Source organism: Burkholderia diffusa, from assembly GCF_902499115.1.
GTDB classification, from domain to species: domain Bacteria; phylum Pseudomonadota; class Gammaproteobacteria; order Burkholderiales; family Burkholderiaceae; genus Burkholderia; species Burkholderia diffusa.
Genome location: NZ_CABVPN010000032.1, coordinates 1 through 14,686, shown reverse-complemented (window position 1 = coordinate 14,686; position 14,686 = coordinate 1). Strand labels below are relative to the sequence as shown.

Below are 14,686 nucleotides of genomic sequence, written 5' to 3'. Positions count from 1 at the left end.
CCGGAACATCGCTGCAACTAACCACGCAGTGCTAATTTCGCAATTAGGCTGCAACGGCGGCTTTCACCTGCTTGACGATCGCAGCAAAAGCAGCCTTGTCGAACACCGCCATGTCGGCCAGGACCTTACGGTCGAGTTCGATCGACGCCTTCTTCAGGCCGTTGATGAACACGCTGTAGGTCATGTCGTGCTGGCGAACTGCCGCGTTGATACGCGTGATCCACAGTGCGCGGAACACACGCTTCTTGTTGCGGCGATCGCGGTACGCGTACTGACCAGCGCGCATCACCGCCTGCTTGGCGATGCGGTAGACGTTATTGCGACGGCCGCGATAACCCTTGGCCAGGTTGATGATCTTCTTGTGGCGGGCCCGTGCGGTTACCCCACGTTTGACTCGAGGCATGTTTCTCTCCTTGGAGTATCAGTTGAGGGGTTACGCGAACGGCAGCATTGCGCGGACGGAGTTCAGATCGGAATCATGAACTGCCGTTGCGCCGCGCAGGTGACGCTTGTTCTTCGTGGTTTTCTTGGTCAGGATGTGACGCTTGAAGGCTTGACCGCGCTTGACGGTACCGCCCGGACGCACCACGAAGCGCTTTGCAGCACTCTTCTTGGTCTTCATCTTAGGCATGACGAACAACTCCAGTTTATTTGATGGCGATGGGTGTGCGGTTGGCTTGCGCCCTTGACCCGCCCTTCGAAACCCAGTCCACTTGTGTACGGCAAACCGCTTGCACAGTTGCCGTCATTGTTGGCGCGCCGCCCTGACCGGGCGACGCACCGAACCACTCTCGAACCTGCGCGGCATGCGCGCGGGCCCGTTACTTCTTTTTCTTCGGCGAAAGCACCATGATCATCTGGCGCCCTTCCATCTTCGGCATCTGCTCGACCTGGCCGACTTCCTCGAGATCCGTGCGCAGACGCTCAAGCATCCGCATACCGATTTCCTGGTGAGCCATTTCGCGGCCGCGGAAACGCAACGTGATCTTCGTCTTGTCGCCTTCTTCGAGGAAGCGCACGAGATTGCGGAGCTTGACGTTGTAATCCCCGTCATCGGTACCCGGGCGGAACTTGACTTCCTTGACCTGGATGACCTTCTGCTTCAGCTTCGCTTCGTGCTGCTTCTTCGATTCCTGGTACTTGAACTTGCCGTAATCCATCAGACGGCAAACCGGGGGAACCGCTTGCGGCGCGATTTCCACCAGGTCAACATCCAGTTCTTCCGATTTACGGAAAGCATCAGCGAGTTTTACGATACCGAGCGGTTCGTTCTCGATCCCGACCAGACGCACTTCCGGCGCAGTGATTTCACCGTTGATGCGATGCGACGACTTATCAGTAGCGATGTTACGTTTCCTCTAAAAATTAAAAAAACGAGCCGCGCTGCCAGGGCGGTTACTTGAACGAGCGCAGGTCTTCCTGCAGACGCTCAACGAAGGCTTCGACCGGCATTACGCCAAGATCGACGCCGCCACGGGCACGCACGGCTACCGTTTGCGCATCACGCTCCTTATCCCCCACGACGAGGAGATAAGGCACCTTTTCCAGCGTGTGCTCGCGTATTTTATAGCTAATCTTCTCATTGCGCAAATCGGCCGTCACTCTAACCCCTTGTTTTTGCAACGATTGGGCCAGAGACTGCGCATATTCTGCCTGACTTTCGGCAATATTGAGCACAACTGCCTGGAACGGCGCGAGCCACGCCGGCATTGCACCAGCGTGGTGCTCGATCAAAATGCCGAGGAAACGCTCCATCGAACCGACGATCGCACGGTGCAACATCACCGGACGGCGGCGGCTGCTGTCATCCGCGACATACTCGGCGCCGAGGCGCTCCGGCAGCACCATGTCGAGCTGCAGCGTGCCGCACTGCCACGAACGGCCGAGCGCATCCTTGATGTGGTACTCGATCTTCGGGCCGTAGAAAGCGCCTTCACCCGGCAGTTCTTCCCAAGTGAGGCCGCAGGCCGTCAGCGCGTCGCGCAAGCCCTGCTCGGCGCGATCCCACGTCTCGTCCGTGCCCGCACGCTGGTCCGGGCGCAGCGACAGCTTGATGTCGATGTGATCGAAACCGAAGTCCTTGTACACGCTCATTGCCAGCGTGTTGAACGCGATCGATTCCGAGATGAACTGGTCTTCCGTACAGAAGATGTGCGCATCGTCCTGCACGAAGCCGCGCACGCGCATCAGGCCATGCAGCGCGCCCGATGCCTCGTTGCGATGGCACGAACCGAATTCCGCGTAACGCAGCGGCAGATCGCGGTACGAGCGCAGGCCGTGCTTGAATACCTGGACATGACCCGGGCAGTTCATCGGCTTGATCGCGTAGTCGCGCTTCTCCGACTCCGTCGTGAACATGTTCTCGCGGTAGTTCTGCCAGTGGCCCGACGCTTCCCACAGCGAGCGGTCCATGATCATCGGCGTCTTGATCTCGAGGTAGCCGGCTTCGTTCACCCGGCGGCGCATGTACTGCTCGACCTGCTGCCACAGCGCCCAGCCCTTCGGATGCCAGAACACCATGCCCGGCGACTCTTCCTGCATGTGGAACAGGTCGAGCTGCTTGCCGAGCTTGCGGTGGTCGCGCTTTTCCGCTTCCTCGAGCATGTGCAGGTATTGATCCTGGTCTTCCTTCTTCGTCCAGGCCGTGCCGTAGATGCGCTGCAGCTGTTCGTTCTTCGAGTCGCCGCGCCAGTACGCGCCCGCGACCTTCATCAGCTTGAAGACCTTCAGCTTGCCGGTCGACGGCACGTGCGGACCACGGCAGAGGTCCGTGAAGCCGCCGTGCGAGTACAGCTTGATTTCGTCGCTTTGCGGAATCGATTCGATGATCTCGGCCTTGTACTTCTCGCCGAGGCTGCGGAAATAACCGGCCGCCTCGTCGCGCGACACGACGCGGCGCGTCACCGGCTCATCCTTCTTCGCGAGCTCCTGCATGCGCTTTTCGATCTTTTCCAGATCTTCGGGCGTAAACGGGCGGTTATACGAGAAGTCGTAGTAGAAGCCGTTGTCGATCACCGGGCCGATCGTCACCTGCGCATCCGGATACAGGTCCTTCACCGCGTAGGCAAGCAAATGCGCGGTCGAGTGACGGATGATGTCGAGACCGTCGGCATCCTTGTCCGTGACGATTGCGAGCGATGCATCGCGATCGATGACCGTGGACGTATCGACCAGCTCGCCGTCGAGCTTGCCACCAAGCGCAGCCTTCGCAAGGCCGGGACCGATCGAGGCCGCAACCTCGGCAACTGTCACCGGATGCTCGTATTGTCGAACTGAGCCGTCAGGCAAGCGTATCGAAACCATAGCAATCTCCGTGATGCCGACAGTGGGCGGCAAACCAAGCACGCGATATCAAAGTCACGCGCGAAAATTTCGCGACAAAAAAAATGCGGCCCCGCTTTCGAGGGGCCGCATTCGATACTTCACTCAAACTGAAAGGGCGAAAACGTTCCTCGACTAGCGTCGCTCCGAAAAGGTTTCGATCAACGTTCGCGGTGTCATAACCGTATTCGCCTTGTTCGCGTTGAGTTATTTACTGCATCGAACACCCGAAAACCGGGCATTCTCAATTCGTTGGTAGGCTCGATTGGACTCGAACCAACGACCCCCACCATGTCAAGGTGGTGCTCTAACCAGCTGAGCTACGAGCCTAAAGAAGCTAAGATTATATGGGGCTATCGTTCACTTGGCAAGCGCTTTTATGCGGTCGCAGCAAAATGATCGTGCTCCACCCCCATTTACGAGGGCGTCACGCCTTGCGCCCCGCCCGCACCACGCCCGGCACTTCGCCGAGCAGCGTGCACGCACGCTGCACCTGCGCGGAATTCGACACCTCGACCGTGAACTGCATGAATGCCGCATTCCGGCGGCTCTGCGTCTTCACGCCCACCACGTTCATCTTCTCGCGCGCGAATACTTCGGAGATATCGCGCAGCAAGCCTTGCCGGTCGCTCGCCTCGATCATCAGGTCGACCGGATAGACGGACACGCCACGGCCGCCCAGCACGTCGGCCGACCAGGTTGTCTGCAGCACGCGCTCCGGCGCCCGTTCGGCCATCCGCCGGAACGTCGGGCAGTCACTGCGGTGAATCGACATCCCCTTGCCGCGCGTCACGAAACCGCTGATCGGGTCGGGCGGCGCCGGACGGCAGCAGCGCGCAAGCTGGGTCAGCAGCGCATCGACGCCAACCACCAGCACGCCGGTCGACGCGCCGTGCGCGACACTCGCCCCGCTGCTGCGCTTCTCGAAATCGGCGGGCGCCTCGGGCGCATGCTCGGGCGGCGGCGCATCCGACAGCGCATGCTCGACGTTGCGCAGGCTGAATTCTTCCTTGCCGACGACCGAGAACAGTTCCTCGGGCGACTTGAAGCCGAGCTTCGCGGCGAGGTTGTCGAGATTGACCGACGTCTTGCCCTCGCGCTGCAGCGTCTTTTCGACGAGCGCGCGACCATGCGCGATGTTCTCTTCCTGCTCGATCGAGTTGAACCACGCGCGCACCTTCTGCCGCGCACGCGGACTCTTCAGGTAGCCGAGCTGCAGGTTCAGCCAGTCGCGTGACGGCCCGCCCTCCTTCACCGCGACGATCTCGACCGTCTGCCCGTTCGCGAGCGACGTATTCAGCGGGACCATCACGCCGTCGACGCGCGCGCCGCGGCAACGGTGGCCGAGTTCGCTGTGCAGGTGGTACGCGAAGTCGACCGGCGTCGCGCCCTGCGGCAGCGCGATCACGCGCGCCTGCGGCGTCAGCACGTAGATGTGGTCGTCGTCGAGCGACGTCTCACGCAACTGCGCCCACGCCTGGTCACCCGACACTTCGGTACCATCCTCGACGTCGTCCTTCCACGCGAGCAGCTGGCGCAGCCACGCGATCTTCTCGTCGTACTTGTCGCTCGCCGAAAACTGGCCGCCGTAGCCGCGTGCTCCCGCTTCCTTGTAGCGCCAGTGCGCGGCGACGCCGTACTCGGCGAAACGGTGCATTTCCTGCGTGCGGATCTGCACTTCGAACGCGCGGCCGTCGTCGCCGATCACGACCGTATGCAGCGACTTGTAGCCGTTCGGCTTCGGACGCGAGATGTAATCGTCGAATTCCTTCGGCACCGGCTGCCACAGGTGATGCACGATGCCGAGCACCGCGTAGCAATCCTTGATGTCCGGCACGATCACGCGGAACGCGCGCACGTCGTACAGCTCGGAGAAGTCGAGCTCCTTGCCGCGCATCTTGCGCCAGATGCTGTAGATGTGCTTCGGCCGCCCGCTCACATCGGCCGGGATGTGCGCTTCCGCCAGTTCGTGCTGCAGCCGCTCGATCGCCTGCGCGACGTACGCCTCGCGTTCGATACGCTTTTCGTCGAGCAGCTTGGCGATGCGCTTGTAGGTGACCGGATCCTCGAAGCGGAACGCGAGGTCCTCGAGCTCCCACTTCAGTTGCCAGATACCGAGACGGTTCGCGAGCGGCGCATAGATCTCGAGCGTCTCGCGCGCGACGTCGGGAGGCGGATCGATCTTCGCCGCCGCGTAGTAACGCAGCGACTGCAACCGCGACGCCAGCCGGATCAGCACCACGCGGATGTCCTGCGCAAACGCGAGCAGCATCTTGCGCAACGCCTCGATCTGCGTACGCCGCTCTTGCGCGGCGTCGCGCCCGGCATCGGGCATCACGCTCTGCGCGGCGCGCAGGCTGACGGTGCCGAGCCGCAGCAGCTTGCGCACGTCGGATACGAGCCGGGCGACCTCTTCGCCGAACCGTTCGGTCAGCTCCCGCTCGGGATCATTCAGGTGCGGTGTGAGCACGAACAGCGCGGCCGCCTGCATTGCGTGCGGGTCGACGTTCAGCGTGCGCATGATCGACGCCGTGCCCGCCGAGTGATCGGCGAGCAGTTCGCCCGAAGACAGGCGCGCGTCACCGGCACGCTCGCGCACGAACGCGAGCACGTCGTCGAACGACGGCGCTGTGACGGAAGAAGCGGAAACGGACTCGGTCATCGCACGGCCAGGCGTATCGCGGTCATCGGAATGCTTCGCTTCGATCAGCTCCGTTGCGCGGCGACGACGACGATCTCGACGAGCAGCGCCGGATCCGCGAGCTTCGCCTCGACGGTCGCGCGCGGCGGCGTATTGCCCTGCGCGACCCACGCGTCCCACTCCGCGTTCATGCCTTCGAAGTTCGCGAGATCCGAAATGTAGATCTGCACCGACAGCAGATGAGCCTTGTCGCTGTTCGCTTCGGCAAGCAGCCGGTCGATGTGGCCGAGCACTTCGCGCGTCTGGCCCTTGATGTCCTGGGTGGTGTCTTCGGCGATCTGGCCGGCCAGATACACGGTACCGTTGTGGATCGCGGTTTCGGAGAGACGCGCTCCGACGTGGTGACGAATGACTGCCATGGAATGTTCCGGTCGTGTGAGTGGGTGAGAATCGGCGACGACGCGGCCCGCGTGCCGCCGAACCGCATATTATGACGCGTTTATGCGCCGCCTTCGACGAAAAACCGGCGGGCGAGCGCAATCTGGTCGACGCCGATGAACGCCGGTGCATGGCCCGCGCCCCGGATCTCGGCCTGCGTCACGTGCCGGCCGCGACGCACCATCTCCGCCACCGTGTCGCGCGACAGCAGGTCGGAACGCTCGCCGCGCACGACGAGCAGCGACGCATCGGTGGTCTCGATCGCGCGCCACAGCGCGGCCTCGCCGAGCGCGGCCAGCTCGGGCGTCGTCGCCTTGAACGGTTCGGCGATGCGCGGATCGTAGCGCATCGTCCAGCCCCCGTCGGGCAGCTCGCGCAGCAACGGCCCATTGATCTCGCGCCATTCGTCGTCGGTCAACGCACCGAACGGCAGCGACAGCGACGTCAGATAGTCGATGCCCTCCTGTTCGGTCGCGAAGCACGGCTGCACGCCGAGGTATTCGCCGATGCGCGTCAGCGAATCGGGCTCGATGCGCGGGCCGACGTCGTTGACGATCATCCGGCGCAGCGGCGAACCGGGCAGCCCCGCGAGCGCCATGCCGATCAGCCCACCCATCGACGTGCCGAACCAGTCGACCGACTCGACGTCGAGCCGCGCGATCAACGTGACCATGTCGGTCACATATTGCGGGATCGCGTAAAGCCGCGGATCGGCGAGCCAGTCGGAACGCCCGCGCCCGACGACGTCGGGGCAGACGACGCGATACGTATCGGACAACGCGGCGGCAAGCCGGTCGAAGTCGCGCCCCGAGCGGGTCAGCCCGTGCACGCAGACCAGCACACGCGGATTGGCGGGGTCGCCCCATTCGGTATAGGCGACGTGGTGAAGGCCGGCGGCGCTCGCACACTGCACACGTCGCTGACGGGGAACCGGGGGATTCGCAGAAGTTGATGGCATCGTTGGCATCCTGTCGAACGGGGGCGGTGCGGCGGGCAACACTCGCGCCGCCCGATGCGAACGATTGTAAACCGCTTCGCAACGACGGGCCGTCACGCGGCCGCAGTCATCCGACGCATCGTTCGCAACCGCTCACGCACTGCGGCGCCACGTCTCGCGCAACTGGTCGCGCAGGAAATCGACGAAGGTCCGCACGCGCAGCGGCACGTGACGGCCGCCGGGGTATACGGCATGGAGCGGTGCGGCAGGCGCCGCGAACGTCGGCAGCACACGGACGAGCCGGCCGGCCTCCAGATCGGCACCGACGTCCCAGATCGACTTCAGCGCAATTCCGGCGCCCTCCAATGCCAACGTGCGAGCCGCACCCCCGTCGTTCGTCAGCAGTGCGGCCGTCACTTCGACCGCCACTGCACCGTTTGCACCGTCGAACCGCCACTCCGTACGAGGCTGGTCACCCATCACGATGCATCGATGTGCGCGAAGTTCGGCCGGATGAGCCGGCATCCCGTGCACGGCGAGATAGCTCGACGACGCGCATAGCACGCGATGATTCGGCGCCAGTTCGCGCGCGATCATCGTCGAATCGGCAAGGCTGCCGATCCGCACGGCAACGTCGATGTCCTGCGCGAGCAGATCGACGATCGTGTCGGTCAGCATCAGTTGCACGGTCAACTCCGGATGTTGCCGTTGAAACGCCGCGACGAGCGGCGCAATCCGCAGCCGGCCGAGTTCGCCGGGCGCCGTCAGGCGCAGCACGCCGCTGACCGTGCCGCGACGATCGCTCATCAGCGTTTCGGCGCGATCGACCTCGGCCAGGATGCGCAGCACCTGCGCATGGAACTGCGCACCGTCGTCGGTCAGCGTCTGCTGCCGCGTCGTCCGGTGCAGCAGACGCACGCCGAGCTGCGACTCGAGATGCGCGAGCCGCTTGCTGACGACGGACAGCGACAAGTCAAGCTCGCGCGCCGCCGCGGACAGGCTGCCGGCCGACACGATTCTCGCGAAGGTATCGAGCGCCGGGAGATCGTCGATCAGCATCGCGGCACCTGTCCAGCCTCGACATTTCCTTTTGTCGAATAATCCATTCGCCTTTTCCCCGTATTTAAGCTCGAAATGGAAACCTACCATACCTGTAGCGCGTCGCCCCACGACGCCATCCACAGGACACCCGAAACCATGTCGATTCACTTTCCTCCGATCGCACGCCCGATTACCCGCGTCATCGCTGCAGCGGCCTGTGTCGTTGCACTGTTGCCTGCAGCGTCCCGCGCCGCCGACCTTCTCGATCCGCACAGCCTGACCGTCGCGACCGACGTGCCGGCTACGCAGGCACGTGCGCAAATCCTCGCCGCGCGTCGCTACGGCACGTTCTGGAATACCGGTGATGCGACCCTCGCCCGCACCGCGCTCGCGGCCGATTTCGTCGACCGGACATTGCCGGCCGGCCGTGAGCAAGGTGTAGCGGGACCGCTCGCGGCGTCCAGCACGATGCGCACAGCCATCCCCGACCTGCGTTGCGACATCGAACAGATGATCGTGGCGGGCGACCGTGTCGTCGTGCACCTGCACTTTCGCGGACATTTCACCGGCACGTTCAATGGCACGACCGGAAGCGGACAGTCGATCGACTTCATCGCGACCGACATCTACCGGATCGACCATGGCCGGATAGCAGAAAACTGGCACATCGAGGACAACCTGACGCTGATGCGTCAGCTCGGGCTCGTCGGCTGACGGAGGAAACGATGACTGACAGCAATCACGGTTCGACGACGCATCCGGCTCGCCGCACGTTTCTTGCACAAGCGGGTGCCGGGCTGGCAGCCGGCATCGCGATGGCCGCGGGCGCCTCCGGGTCGGCAACGGCCGCCCCGACACCGGGCCCCGCATCGACAGGTACCGGCAGGTTCTGGCAAGGCGACACGCGCCTCGTCATCTCGATCTCGATGCAGTTCGAGGCCGGCGGACAACCGCCCAAGGGCGCGGACAGCCCGTTCCCGTCCGTCGAATTTCCGTCGTCGGTGCCGATCGATCTGGCCTCGGCCACGTGGTTCGCATATGGCTACCGTGAAGGAATTCCGCGCCTTCTCGACCTGTGGGACCGGCATGGCGTGAAAGTCACGTCGCACATGATCGGAGAGGCCGCACGCCGGCATCCCGAACTGGCACGCGAGATCGTGACGCGCGGCCACGAAGCGGCCGCGCACGGCCCGACGTGGCGATCGCAATTCGCGATGAGCCGCGACGACGAGCGCCGCTTCCTCACCGAAGCTCGCGACATGGTTGAAGCAGTGACGGGACAGCGACCGATCGGCTACAACTGCAACTGGCTGCGGCGCGGACCGAACACGCTGCCGCTGCTGCAGGAACTCGGCTACGTGTATCACATCGACGACGTCAGCCGTGACGAGCCGTTCATCGAAACCGTCGACGGCCGCGATTTCGCGGTCGTTCCGTACACGTTGCGCAACAACGACATCCTGCTGATCGAAGGCCGCAACTATTCCACGACGATGTTCCTCGAGCAGATCAAACTCGATTTCGACCAGTTGTACGCGGAAGCCGGACAGCGGCGGCGATTGATGTCGATCAGCGCGCACGACCGGATTAGCGGCACGCCGCAGATGGTCCGCGCATGGGACGCATTCCTGCACTACGCTCGATCGCATCCGGGCGTAGCCTTCATGCGCAAGGACGACATTGCCCGCTTTGCCCTGCACAGCCCGTCGACGGTGCGCGAAGCCGAAACGATCTGACCGGATTGCGCCCACCTCTTCACCTCGGAAGGACCACCATGAACGATTCACTCCACGGAAAGAAGGTACTCGTCGTCGGCGGCAGTTCCGGCATCGGTGCCGCCGCCGCGAAAGCATTCGCACAACTTGGCGCTGTCGTCACGATTGCATCGCGCGACCCGGCCAGGGGTAATGCAGATGCCACGCCGGGCGCGCACGTGCGCACCGAAGCGCTCGACATCACCGATACGGCGGCCGTCGATGCGTTCTGCGCGCGCATCGGGCAGTTCGACCACGTCGTGATTTCGGCCGCGAAGACGGCGACGGGCCCGGTCCGCACGCTGCCGCTTGCCGACGCGCAAGCCGCGATGGACAGCAAATTCTGGGGCGCATACCGCGTCGCACGCTCGATCGATATCGCGCCCGGCGGTTCACTGACGTTCGTGTCGGGTTACCTGAGCGTACGGCCGAACGCATCGTCGGTACTGCAGGGCGCGATCAACGCGGCGCTCGAGGCGCTCGCCCGCGGCCTTGCACTCGAGCTGGCACCCGTGAGAGTGAATGCCGTGTCACCCGGCCTGATCGCGACGCCGCTGTGGGACAAGCTCGCACCCGATGCGCGCGATGCGATGTACGCGGGCGCCGCGCAGCGCCTTCCGGCACGCCGCGTGGGCCAGCCGGAGGATGTCGCGAATGCGATCGTATATCTGGCGGCAACGCCTTATGCGACTGGCTCGACGGTGCTGATCGACGGCGGCGGTGCGATCGCGTAATGTATGCGGCCATGACAAAACGCCCCGCGTTCCATAGGGGAACGCGGGGCGTCGAGCGTCGTGCCGGAAAGCCGGCGCTTACACGACCGCGCTCACATCGAGCGGCGCGCCTGTCTTCGCCTGGATCTCTTCCGCGCTCACGCCGTCGGCAAGCTCGAGCACTTTCAGGCCATTCGGCGTCACTTCGATCACGCCGAGATCGGTGATGATCAGGTCGACCACGCCAACACCCGTCAGCGGCAGGTTGCATTCGTCGAGGATCTTGTGCTGATCGCCCTTCGCGACGTGCTCCATCAGCACGACGACGCGCTTCACACCCGCGACGAGGTCCATCGCGCCGCCCATCCCCTTGATCATCTTGCCCGGGATCATCCAGTTCGCGAGGTCGCCCGTCTTGCTGACCTGCATCGCGCCGAGGATCGCGAGGTTGATGTGGCCGCCGCGGATCATCGCGAACGAATCGGCCGACGAGAAGATGGACGAACCCGGCAGCGTCGTGACGGTCTGCTTGCCGGCGTTGATCAGGTCGGCGTCGACTTCGTCCTCGGTCGGCGACGGGCCGATGCCGAGCAGGCCGTTTTCCGACTGCAGCCACACCTCGACGCCCGCCGGCACGTGGTTCGCGACGAGCGTCGGCAGCCCGATGCCGAGGTTCACATAGAAGCCGTCCTGCAGTTCCTTCGCCGCGCGCGCGGCCATCTGGTCACGATTCCAGGCCATGTCAGTCTCCTTTCGCGCGTACGACGCGTTGTTCGATGCGTTTTTCGGGCGTCGCGTTCAGCACGATGCGCTGCACGAAGATCCCCGGCGTATGGACCTCGTCCGGATCCAGCGTGCCGTTCTCGACGATCTCCTCGACTTCCGCCACGGTGATCTTGCCCGCCATCGCGCACATCGGGTTGAAGTTGCGCGCGGTGCGGCGATAGATCAGGTTGCCGGACTTGTCGGCCTTCCACGCCTTCACAAGCGCGACGTCGGCCGTCAGCGACGGCTCGAGCACGTAGTGGCGATCGCCGAACTGGCGTGTTTCCTTGCCTTCCGCGATCACGGTGCCGTAGCCGGTGTTCGTGAAAAACGCCGGGATGCCGGCACCGCCCGCGCGCAGCTTCTCGGCGAGCGTGCCCTGCGGCGTGAATTCGAGCTCGAGTTCGCCGGCCAGGTACTGCCGCTCGAACTCCTTGTTCTCGCCGACGTACGACGAGATCATCTTCTTGATCTGGCGCGTTTCCAGCAGCAGGCCGAGACCGAAGCCGTCGACACCCGCGTTGTTGCTGATGCAGGTGATGCCCTTGACGGCGGAATCGCGCAGCGCCGCGATCAACGCCTCCGGAATCCCGCACAGGCCGAAGCCGCCCACCGCGAAGGTCTGTCCGTCGCGGACGATCCCTTCCAGCGCGGCCGCCGCGCTTGGATAGACTTTGTTCATCTGTATGTCCCTTCCTCTATGGAAACCAGCAAAACCGGTTCACGCGCCCACTGGGCCGCAAGCCCGCCGCATCATTCTATGCATGCACGGCGATACCTGCGTCGAAGCGCGCTGTTTTTATATCGCGACAAGGCGCCGCGAGATGCCTGAAAGGGTACGATGCGGCGCGGATGCGGCACAATACGCAAAAATACATAAGCGTTTGCCTCCGCTTGCCTGCGCCATGCCCGCTCTCGATTACCAGACTGCCTTTCACCTCGCGCCGCTCGGCCTCGTGATGTCGCGCGACCGCGTGATCGAGGACTGCAACGACGCGCTCGCGTCGATCTTCCGCTGTGCGCGGGCCGATCTGATCGGGAAGTCGTACGAGGTGCTCTATCCGTCGCCGGACGAATTCCAGCGCATCGGCGAGCGCATCTCGCGCGTGATGATCGCGAACGGCACCTACGCCGACGACAGAATCATGAAACGAGCCGACGGCGAGCTATTCTGGTGCCACGTGACGGGGCGCGCACTCGACCGCACCGCACCGCTCGCGGCCGGCGTCTGGACGTTCGAGGACCTGAGCGCGACGCGCCGCGTCGCTGTCGAGCTGACGCCGCGCGAGCGCGAGATCGCCGCGCAGCTCGCGACCGGCAAGACCAGCAAGCAGATCGGGCGCGTGCTCGACATCAGTTCGCGCACGGTCGACATCTATCGGGCGCGGTTGATGCGCAAGTACGGCACGAACAATACGCCGGAACTGCTGCAGCGCCTGCTCGGCCAGTAAAACGCACCCGGGAATGGCCATCGGCCGCGGGAAGCGGCCGATTCGGGAAATCAACGGGAAATGGCGACACACCGGCGCCCGAGCGCCGGCTTCGGTGCCGCCGCGCTCAGCCGACCTTCGCCGCGAGCGCGCGCTCGATCGTATCGCGCAACAGTTGCGGCAGCGGCACCGACTTGCCGAGCGCGTAGTCGACCCACACGCATCGCGCGTTGCCGCGCGCATAGACATGCTCCGGATCGTCCGCGCGCGTCAACTCGAAACCAGTGTCGAAGCTGCTGCGGCCGGGCTTCGCGGCCGACATCCTCGCGATCACGTCACCCGGATAGTGCAGTTGCTTCAGGAACTCCATCGAGGCCGTGACGATCACGGGCCCCTGCCCCTCGCCGTTGCCGCCAGCGATGCCGAGTTCCTCGAACCACGAGATCCGGGCCTGCTCCATGTAGCGGAAATAGACCGTGTTGTTCACATGGCCGAATGCATCCATGTCGCCCCAGCGGATCGGCATCGACATTTCAAATACGGGGGAATATTCGCTCATTGCAGTCTTCTTTGTTGCTGAATGTCATCCACTCAGGCGAGGCCGAAGCCATCATCGGCGGAGATAATCGAGCCGTTGATGAACTGCGACTCGTCGGCCGCGAGCAGCAACAACAGCCCGTCGAGATCCTGCGGCTTGCCGACGCGCCGGCGCGGCAGCATCGACTGCAGCTTCTGGCCCTGCTCGGTTTCCCACAGGTAATGATTGATTTCGGTATCGATGTAACCCGGACAGATCGCGTTGACGTTGATTCCGTGGCGGCCCCATTCGAGCGCCATCGCACGCGTCATCTGCACGACCGCCGCCTTGCTCATCGCATACAGCCCGATCTGCGGAAACACGCGCAGCCCGGCTACCGAAGCGATGTTGATGATCCGGTACGGCGGCTTGCCGTTGCCGTTCGCGCGCATGATCATCCGCTTCGCGACTTCCTGCGCGACGAAAAACGCGCCGCGCGTGTTGGTGTCGAACACGAACTCGAAATCGGCTGGCGTCACGTCGACGAGCTTCTGCATCGTCGAGACGCCCGAATTGTTCACGAGGATGTCGATCGTGCCGGCTTCCGTTTCCGCGTGCGCGATGGCCGCCTTGATGCTCTGCACGTCGGTGACGTCGAGCGACACGACGTGCGCGGCACCGCCCGCCGCCTCGATTTCCGCGCGCAGCTCCTTCAGGCGCTCGACGCGGCGGCTCGCGAGCACGACCTTCGCGCCGGCCTGCGACAGCACCTGTGCAAAGCGCTGCCCGAGGCCGCTCGATGCGCCCGTGACCAGTGCGACCTTGCCTTCCAGATTGATCGATCGACCCATTGCACATCCCCTTTCGATGTCGTTTCGCCGCCGCGGGCGCCCTGTCCCACGCAGCATAACCCTAGCACAAAAAATAGAACGATCGTGCTAATCTACGCGCATGCTGTTGCGGCAAGCGTTTCGTTTCGCAGACAATACGCTCCCGAATAAAAGCATTCTAACGGTTAGAGGAACGCCAATGACCCCCGCAAGCCTCATCGAGCAATACGGCCCGCGCGAATCGATGGAATACGACGTCGTGATCGTCGGCGGCGGCCCCGCCGGGCTGTCGGCGGCGA

At 63.9% G+C, this 14,686-nt stretch carries 16 protein-coding genes and 1 tRNA gene; 4 read left to right on the top strand and 13 right to left on the bottom strand.

Going from position 1 to position 14,686, the window contains the following annotated elements:
* Window positions 1–43: 43 nt before the first annotated feature.
* From rplT to BTE28158_RS27325, 9 genes are all read right to left on the bottom strand, one after another.
* Window positions 44–403, bottom strand: a complete 360-nt coding sequence (gene rplT, locus BTE28158_RS27365; protein WP_004192938.1) for a 50S ribosomal protein L20 — start codon at window positions 401–403, stop codon at window positions 44–46.
* Window positions 404–433: 30 nt separating this feature from the next.
* A complete protein-coding gene (rpmI, locus tag BTE28158_RS27360) occupies window positions 434–631 on the bottom strand; it encodes a 50S ribosomal protein L35 (protein WP_004191477.1) in 198 nt (65 codons plus the stop codon).
* A gap of 190 nt (window positions 632–821) precedes the next feature.
* Window positions 822–1,346, bottom strand: a complete 525-nt coding sequence (gene infC, locus BTE28158_RS27355; protein WP_071734130.1) for a translation initiation factor IF-3 — start codon at window positions 1,344–1,346, stop codon at window positions 822–824.
* Window positions 1,347–1,395: 49 nt separating this feature from the next.
* Entirely contained in the window at window positions 1,396–3,303 is a 1,908-nt protein-coding gene (gene thrS / locus BTE28158_RS27350) for a threonine--tRNA ligase (RefSeq protein WP_059608581.1), read from the bottom strand.
* Between the two features lie 271 nt (window positions 3,304–3,574).
* Window positions 3,575–3,651 (bottom strand) — tRNA-Val (locus BTE28158_RS27345).
* A 97-nt stretch (window positions 3,652–3,748) separates the two neighbouring features.
* Window positions 3,749–5,983 carry a RelA/SpoT family protein gene (locus BTE28158_RS27340; RefSeq protein WP_151049112.1) on the bottom strand — a complete coding sequence of 745 codons (2,235 nt, stop codon included), beginning with the start codon at window positions 5,981–5,983 and terminating at the stop codon, window positions 3,749–3,751.
* A gap of 44 nt (window positions 5,984–6,027) precedes the next feature.
* Window positions 6,028–6,381 (bottom strand): RidA family protein, encoded by a 354-nt coding sequence (locus tag BTE28158_RS27335; RefSeq protein WP_014897238.1) that lies wholly within the window; start codon window positions 6,379–6,381, stop codon window positions 6,028–6,030.
* 80 nt (window positions 6,382–6,461) lie between these two features.
* Window positions 6,462–7,358 (bottom strand): alpha/beta fold hydrolase, encoded by an 897-nt coding sequence (locus BTE28158_RS27330; protein WP_151049113.1) that lies wholly within the window; start codon window positions 7,356–7,358, stop codon window positions 6,462–6,464.
* Window positions 7,359–7,490: 132 nt separating this feature from the next.
* Complete coding sequence (locus BTE28158_RS27325; RefSeq protein ID WP_124625977.1) at window positions 7,491–8,396, bottom strand: LysR family transcriptional regulator; 906 nt, start codon at window positions 8,394–8,396, stop codon at window positions 7,491–7,493.
* 138 nt (window positions 8,397–8,534) lie between these two features.
* Between BTE28158_RS27325 and BTE28158_RS27320 the strand changes: the two genes are divergently transcribed.
* Genes BTE28158_RS27320 through BTE28158_RS27310 form a run of 3 tightly spaced genes read left to right on the top strand, consistent with a single transcriptional unit; the run spans window position 8,535 to window position 10,866 of the window.
* A complete protein-coding gene (locus tag BTE28158_RS27320) occupies window positions 8,535–9,092 on the top strand; it encodes an ester cyclase (protein ID WP_151049115.1) in 558 nt (185 codons plus the stop codon).
* An 11-nt stretch (window positions 9,093–9,103) separates the two neighbouring features.
* Complete coding sequence (locus BTE28158_RS27315) at window positions 9,104–10,114, top strand: polysaccharide deacetylase family protein (RefSeq protein ID WP_151049117.1); 1,011 nt, start codon at window positions 9,104–9,106, stop codon at window positions 10,112–10,114.
* 38 nt (window positions 10,115–10,152) lie between these two features.
* Complete coding sequence (locus tag BTE28158_RS27310) at window positions 10,153–10,866, top strand: SDR family oxidoreductase (RefSeq protein ID WP_151049119.1); 714 nt, start codon at window positions 10,153–10,155, stop codon at window positions 10,864–10,866.
* A gap of 78 nt (window positions 10,867–10,944) precedes the next feature.
* Here BTE28158_RS27310 and BTE28158_RS27305 read toward each other — a convergent pair whose 3' ends face one another.
* Window positions 10,945–11,586, bottom strand: coding sequence for a CoA transferase subunit B (locus BTE28158_RS27305; protein ID WP_059608588.1), 642 nt, complete (start codon window positions 11,584–11,586; stop codon window positions 10,945–10,947).
* Between the two features lies 1 nt (window position 11,587).
* A complete protein-coding gene (locus BTE28158_RS27300; protein ID WP_151049121.1) occupies window positions 11,588–12,292 on the bottom strand; it encodes a CoA transferase subunit A in 705 nt (234 codons plus the stop codon).
* Window positions 12,293–12,515: 223 nt separating this feature from the next.
* Between BTE28158_RS27300 and BTE28158_RS27295 the strand changes: the two genes are divergently transcribed.
* Entirely contained in the window at window positions 12,516–13,061 is a 546-nt protein-coding gene (locus BTE28158_RS27295) for a LuxR C-terminal-related transcriptional regulator (protein WP_059447349.1), read from the top strand.
* Between the two features lie 106 nt (window positions 13,062–13,167).
* Here the strand turns inward: BTE28158_RS27295 and BTE28158_RS27290 are convergent, their stop codons facing one another.
* Together BTE28158_RS27290 and BTE28158_RS27285 are read right to left on the bottom strand one after the other, a co-directional pair.
* Entirely contained in the window at window positions 13,168–13,599 is a 432-nt protein-coding gene (locus BTE28158_RS27290) for an acyl-CoA thioesterase (RefSeq protein WP_059608589.1), read from the bottom strand.
* Between the two features lie 32 nt (window positions 13,600–13,631).
* The gene (locus BTE28158_RS27285; protein WP_059608590.1) at window positions 13,632–14,408 is read right to left on the bottom strand and encodes an SDR family oxidoreductase; all 777 of its coding nucleotides are present in this window, start codon (window positions 14,406–14,408) and stop codon (window positions 13,632–13,634) included.
* Between the last annotated feature and the right edge of the window lie 278 nt (window positions 14,409–14,686).